The sequence below is a fragment of the Streptomyces sp. RK62 genome (assembly GCF_018070255.1).
Lineage (GTDB): Bacteria > Actinomycetota > Actinomycetes > Streptomycetales > Streptomycetaceae > Streptomyces > Streptomyces nigra.
The window spans coordinates 1-1,114 of sequence record NZ_JAGPYD010000038.1 but is presented as its reverse complement, the minus strand read 5'-3'; the positions used below and the strand labels follow the sequence as shown (position 1 = coordinate 1,114).

Here is a 1,114-nt window from a genome sequence, read left to right as displayed (position 1 = left end):
TCACCCCTAACCACAGGTCATCCCCCAGGTTTTCAACCCTGGTGGGTTCGGTCCTCCACGAAGTCTTACCTCCGCTTCAACCTGCCCATGGCTAGATCACTCCGCTTCGGGTCTTGAGCGCGCTACTATGTCGCCCTGTTCGGACTCGCTTTCGCTACGGCTTCCCCACACGGGTTAACCTCGCAACACACCGCAAACTCGCAGGCTCATTCTTCAAAAGGCACGCAGTCACGAGAATGGAGCAAGCTCCACTCCGACGCTCCCACGGCTTGTAGGCACACGGTTTCAGGTACTATTTCACTCCGCTCCCGCGGTACTTTTCACCATTCCCTCACGGTACTATCCGCTATCGGTCACCAGGGAATATTTAGGCTTAGCGGGTGGTCCCGCCAGATTCACACGGGATTTCTCGGGCCCCGTGCTACTTGGGTGTCTCTCAAACGAGCCGCTGACGTTTCGACTACGGGGGTCTTACCCTCTACGCCGGACCTTTCGCATGTCCTTCGCCTACATCAACGGTTTCTGACTCGTCTCATGGCCGGCAGACCATGAAAGAGAGATCCCACAACCCCGAATGCGCAACCCCTGCCGGGTCTCACACGCATACGGTTTGGCCTCATCCGGTTTCGCTCGCCACTACTCCCGGAATCACGGTTGTTTTCTCTTCCTGCGGGTACTGAGATGTTTCACTTCCCCGCGTTCCCTCCACTTGCCCTATGTGTTCAGGCAAGGGTGACAGCCCATGACGACTGCCGGGTTTCCCCATTCGGAAACCCCCGGATCAAAGCCTGGTTGACGACTCCCCGGGGACTATCGTGGCCTCCCACGTCCTTCATCGGTTCCTGGTGCCAAGGCATCCACCGTGCGCCCTTAAAAACTTGGCCACAGATGCTCGCGTCCACTGTGCAGTTCTCAAACAACGACCAACCACCCGTCACAGCCCGCCTAAGCAGACTTTTACCGGGGCCGGCACTGAAGGCGACCATACGGCCGTACCTTCAGACACCCAACAGCGTGCCCGACACACTCCCCGCTTCCCTCGACGTTCCACGCTCCGAAGAGCAGTACTGGAAGGAGAAGACGATCAAGTGTGCCGAGTAGTCAACGTTCCACC

1 rRNA gene is annotated in these 1,114 nt (G+C 58.2%); it reads right to left on the bottom strand.

Going from position 1 to position 1,114, the window contains the following annotated elements:
• Positions 1-884, bottom strand: a 23S ribosomal RNA gene (locus tag KBY32_RS35180); the annotation flags it as partial.
• Positions 885-1,114 lie beyond the last annotated feature (230 nt).